This window comes from Streptomyces sp. GbtcB7 (genome assembly GCF_019091445.1).
GTDB lineage: Bacteria > Actinomycetota > Actinomycetes > Streptomycetales > Streptomycetaceae > Streptomyces > Streptomyces mirabilis.
In genome coordinates this window covers 1-6696 of sequence record NZ_JAGXJM010000097.1, presented here as the reverse complement: position 1 = coordinate 6696, position 6696 = coordinate 1, and the positions used below count along the sequence as shown (strand labels likewise).

The 6696-nt window shown below is 70.1% G+C and carries 6 protein-coding genes; 3 read left to right on the top strand and 3 right to left on the bottom strand.

Translation table 11 applies throughout. The annotated features are described in order from the left end of the window. From KVT44_RS55115 to KVT44_RS55105, 3 genes are all read right to left on the bottom strand, one after another. Nucleotides 1–1047 (bottom strand): acyl-CoA dehydrogenase family protein (locus tag KVT44_RS55115; RefSeq protein WP_217576748.1); only part of this gene is annotated, 1047 nt, incomplete at its 3' end. Nucleotides 1048–1126: 79 nt separating this feature from the next. After that, nucleotides 1127–2779 (bottom strand): long-chain fatty acid--CoA ligase, encoded by a 1653-nt coding sequence (locus KVT44_RS55110; RefSeq protein ID WP_217576746.1) that lies wholly within the window; start codon nt 2777–2779, stop codon nt 1127–1129. Continuing rightward, a complete protein-coding gene (locus KVT44_RS55105; protein ID WP_217576744.1) occupies nt 2776–3987 on the bottom strand; it encodes an acyl-CoA dehydrogenase family protein in 1212 nt (403 codons plus the stop codon). The genes KVT44_RS55110 and KVT44_RS55105 overlap by 4 nt, the downstream gene beginning before the upstream one ends. Nucleotides 3988–4246: 259 nt before the next feature. Here KVT44_RS55105 and KVT44_RS55100 point away from each other — a divergent pair, with 259 nt between their 5' ends. From KVT44_RS55100 to KVT44_RS55090, 3 genes are all read left to right on the top strand, one after another. After that, entirely contained in the window at nt 4247–5413 is a 1167-nt protein-coding gene (locus tag KVT44_RS55100; protein WP_217576742.1) for a thiolase family protein, read from the top strand. 40 nt (nt 5414–5453) lie between these two features. Further along, nucleotides 5454–6215, top strand: coding sequence for a 3-hydroxyacyl-CoA dehydrogenase (locus KVT44_RS55095; protein ID WP_217576740.1), 762 nt, complete (start codon nt 5454–5456; stop codon nt 6213–6215). 14 nt (nt 6216–6229) lie between these two features. Continuing rightward, on the top strand, nt 6230–6696 hold a 467-nt coding region (locus tag KVT44_RS55090), incomplete at its 3' end, for an aldehyde dehydrogenase family protein (protein WP_217576738.1).

Genomic DNA, 6696 nt, shown 5'->3' with positions numbered 1-6696 from the left:
TTCGAGCATGTAGCCGTAGCCGCCGGGCAGTTGGACGCAGCGGTCGATGACCCTGTTCTGAAGCTCGCTGGCCCACCACTTGGCTTTCGCGGCGTCCACCGCCGTGAGTGTGCCCTCATTGAGCGCCTCGATGGCGTTGTCGATGTAGGCGCGGGAGACCTCAGTCTCCGTGGCCAGTTCGGCGAGCAGGAACCGGCTGTGCTGAAAGTCCCCCACGGGCTTGCCGAAGACCTGCCGGTCGCCGCAGTAGTCGAGGGTCCAGTCCAGGGCGGTCTCCGTGGCGCACTGCGCGAACACGGCGATCGACATACGCTCGCGGGGCAGCCGTTCCATGAGGTGGACGAATCCGTGCCCCTCCGTGCCGAGCAGGTTGGCGGCCGGGACTCGCACGGAGTCGAAGAAGAGTTCCGCGGTGTCCTGTGCGTGCAGGCCGATCTTGACGAGCTTGCGGCCCCGGGAGAAGCCGGGGGTGTCCCGCTCGACGACGAACAGGCTCATCCCCTTGGCGCCAGCGGCGGGATCGGTGCAGGCTAGGACGATGACCAGGTCGGCGTGGATGCCGTTGGTGATGAAGGTCTTGGCCCCGTCGATGATCCAGTCGTCGCTGTCGCGTACCGCGGTAGCACGGATGCCCTGCAGGTCGCTGCCCGCTCCGGGCTCGGTCATGGCGATCGCGGCGATGGTCTCCCCGGTGCACATCCGGGGTATCCAGCGGCGTTTCTGTTCCTCGGTGCCGAGGTCGAGCAGGTACGGGAGCACGATGTCGTCCTGCACGCCGAAGCCGGACTCCAGGGAGGCGGCCCCAACGCGGGCGAACTCCTCCATCATGACGCTGCGGTAGCGGAAGTCGTCCTGGCCGACGCCGCCGTACTCCTCGGGAGCAGCCAGGCACAGCAGTCCCTGTTTGCCAGCAGCCGTCCAGACCCCCCTGCCGATGAGGCGCTCCTCCTCCCAGCGCTGCTGGTGCGGAGCGACCTCCCGGGCGATGAACTCCCGGACGACGGGGCGGAAATCCTCGTGGTCCTGGTCGTAGAGCGTGCGGCGCACTGCGGAACTCCTCTCTGGGATCAGATGCCGGACCGTGCGGGCGCGACGGTCGGGCGGGGTGTGCGGGGCAGGCGACGGATCATTCGCCCGCCTGTCCGTCCGGGGCGGCGGACGGCGTGACGACGTCCATCCGCCCCTCGCGGTACAACTGCCGTACCGCGCGCTTGTCGTACTTGCCGACACTGGTCTTGGGTACCGCGTCGAGGAACGTCCAGCGCTCCGGGATCCACCAACGCGCAACCCGTCCGGCCAGGAACTGGCGCAGTTCGTCCGCGGAGACCCGCGCTCCGTCGGCCAGGGCGACACAGGCCAGCGGCCGCTCGTCCCAGCGGGGGTCCGGGACGCCGACAACGGTGGCCTCGACCACCAGGGGATGCTCGGCGATGGCGTTCTCCAGCTCGACGGTCGAGATCCACTCGCCGCCGCTCTTGATGCCGTCCTTGAGCCGGTCCCGGACGACCACCCAGCCGCCGGGCTCGATCACCCCGAGATCGCCGCTGCGCAGCCAGCCGTCGTGGAACTTCTCGGCGGTGTTCTCGGCGTTGTAGTAGGAGCCGGTCACCCAGGGGCCGCGCAGTTCGAGTTCGCCCGCCGACTTCCCGTCCCACGGCTGTTCCCGGCCGTCCAGGCCCATGACCCGCGCCTGGACACAGGGCATGAGCCGACCGCTCTTTGCCAGCCAGTCCTCTTCCTCGTCCTCGCCGGTGCCGCGCGGCGGGGCGGACCAGCTCGCGAGCGGGCTGGTCTCGGTCATGCCCCAGCCCTGCACGAGGGCGACCCCGTGGCGCTCCTTCAGCCCGCGGATCAGTGCCCGCGAGGGTGTGGAACCGCCGCTGCCGGCGAGGCGGACGCTGCTCAGGTCGAGGGGGTGCTGTTCGCCGTAGTGCAGCAGGCCGTTCCAGATGGTGGGGATCGCGGCGACCCCGGTGGGGCGTTCGTCGGCGATGATCCGTGCCAGGTCCGGCAGGTGCAGGAACCGACCGTTCATGATCAGGTCTGCTCCGGCCAGCCAGGCGGCATAGGGCCAGCCCCAGGCATTGGCGTGGAACATCGGCACGATCGGCAGGATGCGGTCCCGGTCGTTCATCGGGAACCCGCTGCCGCTGGAGATGCCCAGGGTGTGCAGGAAAAGCGACCGGTGGCTGTAGGCGACACCCTTCGGGTCGCCGGTGGTGCCGGTCGTGTAGCAGAGCGCGGCGGCCGACCGTTCGTCCAGCTCGGGCCACTCGTAGCCGGGCCGCTCGGCGGCCAGCAGGTCGTCCCAGCGGTGGACCGTCACATGATCCGGTACGTCGACGGGCGCGCCGTCGCCGATCACGACCAGGTCGCGTACGCTGCCGAGCCGGGCCCGCAGCGGTGTGAGCAGCCCCACCAGTGTGGCGTCCACCAGCAGTACCCGGTCCTCGGCGTGCTCCACGACATAGCCGAGCTGGTCCGGATGCAGCCGCAGGTTCAAGGTGTGCAGTACGGCGCCCATGCTGGGCACGCCCAGGTACGCGGCCAAATGCTCAGGGGTGTTCCACGACAGCGAGGCGACCCGGTCGCCGGGCCGTACACCCAGCCGGGTCAGAGCTGCGGCCAGCCGTTCCGCCTGCTCGCCGATCTCGGCGAAGGACTGGACGGTACTGCCGTCCGCACCGCAACGAACCACGCGACTGCGGGCGTGCACCTGCTGACCGTGCCGCAGGAGGTCCGAGATCAGCAGTTCACGGTCCTGCATGGTGCTTTTCATCGCGGTGCTCCTTCTGTGTCATCCCGGTTGCGCAGCACCCGGCGGGCGATCGACCAGCGGTGCACCTCGGACGGGCCCTCGGAGATGCGGTACGCCCGTACCTCCCGAAGGTAGGCGCCGAGCGGCAGGTCGCCGGAAATGCCGAGCGCCCCGCAGACCTGGATGGCACGGTCGACAACCCGGCCGACAGCCTCGGCCACGAAGGTCTTGGTGACCGAGGTCTCGTGCTTGCCGGACCGTCCGGAGTCCAGGACCCAGGCCGCCTCTCGGATGAGAGCGCGGCTGGCGGCGAGATCGATCTCGTTGTCGGCGATGTGCTGCTGCACCATGCCGAGGTCGCCCAGCCGACTGCCGAACGCGGTGCGGCTGCCCGCGTACTCCAGGGCGATGTCGTGGGCGCGGCGGGCCAGACCGAGCCAGCGCATGCAGTGGGTCAGCCGGGCCGGGGCGAGACGCACCTGGGCGTAGGCGAAGCCCTTGCCGACCTCGCCAAGCACCGCGTCGTCACCGACCGTGCAGCCGGACAGCTCGATCTCACCATGGCCTCCGGTGAAACCGGTGTCGAGCGTCGGCACATGCCGGACCAGCCGGAAGCCCGGCGTGTCGACGGGGACCAGGAACATGGTCGCCTCCAGCACGCCGTCCGCGCCACCGGTGCCGCTCGTCCGGGCCATGACGATGGCGAACGCGGCTCCGTCAGCACCGGTGATGAACCACTTGCGTCCGTCGATCACCCAGCCGCCGTCGGTCCGGCGTGCGGTGGTGACCAGCTGGGAAGGGTCCGACCCGGCGCCGGGCGACGGCTCGGTCATCGCGAAGCAGGACCGTACGTCACCCGCGGCGAGCGGTTTCAGGAACCGCTCGCGCTGGGCCTCGGTGGCGACCTTCTCCAGCAGATGCATATTGCCCTCGTCCGGTGCCGCGCAGTGCAGTGCGAGCGGGCCGAGCAGGCTGTATCCGGCCTCCTCCAGGACCACGGACTGTCCTCGTACGTCCAGGCCCAGGCCACCGAGCGAAGTCGACACGGTCGGCGCGAAAACCCCGGCGGCGCGGGCCGCCTGCTGGAGTTCGCGACGGAGCACGTCGTCCGGTGAGCCTGCGCCCTGGAGCATCCTGAGCTCGGCCAGGAGTACGGTCTCGCGCACGAACGCGGCTGTGCGGTCCCGTAGCTCGGCGACTTCGGGGTCCAGGGTGAAATCGATCGTCATCACGCACCTCACGACGAATCAAGAGTCGTGCATTTATCGAACGCTCAGACAGTAAGGATCGATGACAGGCGGGTCAATGCCTCGTCATCGGAAAGTTTCTCTCACGTTTCCCCAGGCTGATAGGGATCGGCCCGCACCTTGACGCTCCGGCCGGGCACGACTAGCTTACCGACTTAGCGATCGATAAGCATTCGAAGTGCCGCAGTGAGGTCACGGAGGCGCACGAGTCGCCGACGACCTCTCGCTGAAAGGACCGCAGATGAATGACGCCGTCATCGTCGACGTGATACGCACCGCGTCCGGCAAGGGAAAGCCGGGGGGTGCGCTGTCCGCCGTCCACCCGGTGGACCTCCTCGCCACCGTGCTCAAGGCGCTGATCGAGCGCAATGGGCTCGATCCCGCACTGGTCGACGATGTGATCGGCGGTTGTGTCTCACAGGCCGGCGAGCAGGCGTTCAACATCACCCGCACCGCTCTGCTCGCCGCCGGCCTGCCGGAGTCCGTGCCCGCCACCACCATCGACCGTCAGTGCGGTTCGAGTCAGCAGGCGGCCCACTTCGCCGCGCAGGGGGTGCGGGCGGGCGCGTACGACATCGTGATCGCCTGCGGTGTGGAGACGATGAGCCGGGTGCCGATGGGCTCCAGCGCCGGAGGCCAGGACACCTCCGGCACGCTGCTGGGCGAGCGCTACCCCGAAGGACTGGTGTCCCAGGGAGTGTCCGCCGAGCTGATCTCGGCCCGCTGGAAGCTCGACCGTGAAGAGCTGGACACCTTCTCGGCCCGCTCCCACCGGCTTGCCGCCGCCACCGCCGCGAGCGGCGGTTTCGACACCGAGATCGTGCCCGTGGCCGGCCACTCGGTGGACGAGACCGTACGACCCGCCACCACCGTCGACGGCCTCGCCACCCTGAAACCCGCCTTCACCGGCGTCCCCGCCGCCGCGCGTTTCCCGGAGATCGCGTGGCGGATCACGCCGGGCAACTCCTCGCCCCTCACCGACGGCGCCTCCGCGGCCCTCATCATGAACGCCCGCACGGCCGAGCGGCTGGGCCTGCGGCCCCGGGCCCGGTTCCACTCGTTCGCGGTCACCGGCTCGGACCCGGTGCTGATGCTGACCGGCGTCATCCCCGCCACCCAGAAGATCCTCGACCGGTCCGGCCTGGCGATCGACGACATCGACGCGTACGAGGTCAACGAGGCGTTCGCCCCCGTACCCCTGGTGTGGCAGCGGGAGGTGGGCGCCGACCCGGACCGGCTCAACCCGCGCGGCGGCGCGATCGCGCTCGGCCACCCCCTCGGCGCCTCCGGCACCCGCCTGCTGACCACACTCGTCAATCAGCTGGAGACCACAGGCGGTCGGTACGGGCTGCAGACGATGTGCGAGGGCGGCGGCATGGCCAACGCCACCATCATCGAACGCCTCTGAACCACCTCGTCGTCTTCAGGATCCTCAGGAAGGAAGCAGCGTGAACATCGCAGGCAGTGTCGCCCTGATCACTGGCGGAGCCTCGGGGCTGGGCCTCGCCACCGCCCAGAGACTGCTGGACGCCGGGGCGAGCGTGGCTCTTGTGGACCTGCCGTCCTCCGACGGCGCCGCCGTGGCAGCGAAGCTCGGGGAGCGGGCCGTCTTCGCTCCTGCCGACGTCACCGACGAGCAGGACATCGCCGCCGCCCTCGACGCGGCCGCGGAACTCGGTGACGTGCGGATCGCCGTGAACTGCGCCGGCATCGGCACCGCCGCGCGGGTGCTCGGCAAGAACGGACCCTTCCCCCTCGACGCCTTCGCCCGGGTGGTCCAGGTCAACCTGATCGGCACCTTCAACGTCATCCGGCTGGCCGCCGAGCGGATGAGCGGCAACGAACCGGCGGACGGCGACCGCGGAGTCATCGTCAACACGGCGTCGGTCGCCGCGTACGACGGCCAGATCGGCCAGGCCGCGTACTCCGCCTCCAAGGGCGGCGTCGTCGGCCTCACCCTGCCCGTCGCCCGCGACCTGGCCGGCCGGCAGATCCGCGTCGTCACCATCGCCCCGGGCCTGTTCGAGACCCCGATGCTCGCCGGACTCCCGAACGAGGCCAAGCAGTCCCTCGGCGCCCAGGTGCCGCACCCGGCCCGCCTCGGCCTCCCCGAGGAGTACGCCGCGCTCGTCCAGCACATCACCGAGAACCCCATGCTCAACGGCGAGACCATCCGCCTCGATGGCGCCATTCGGATGGCTCCCCGGTGACCTCAGGAGCAGTCGTGGAACACGTGCGCAACGCCTTCTACATCGGCGGCCGGTGGCGGCAGCCACTCACCACCGAGGTCAACACCGTCGTCTCGGCCGCCACCGAGCAGACCATCGGGCAGACCCCGCTCGGCGGCGCCAAGGACATCGACTCCGCCGTGGCAGCCGCGCGGGAGGCCTTCGAAGGCGATGGCGGCTCCAGCGGCGACGACTGGTCCGGTCTCGGCCCCGCCGAGCGCGCCGACGCCCTGGAACGGTTCGCCGCCGCCATCGAGGCTCGCGCCGACGAGATCGCCCGACTGGTCTCCCGGCAGAACGGCATGCCGATGGCCATGTCGGTGGGCGCCAACGCGATCTTCCCCGCCGCGATCCTTCGCTACTACGCGGGGCTCGCCCGCGAGCTGGAGTGGGAGGAACCCCGAAAGGCGTTCACCGGCGGCATCACGCGAGTGCGCCGAGAGCCGGTCGGCGTGGTCGGTGC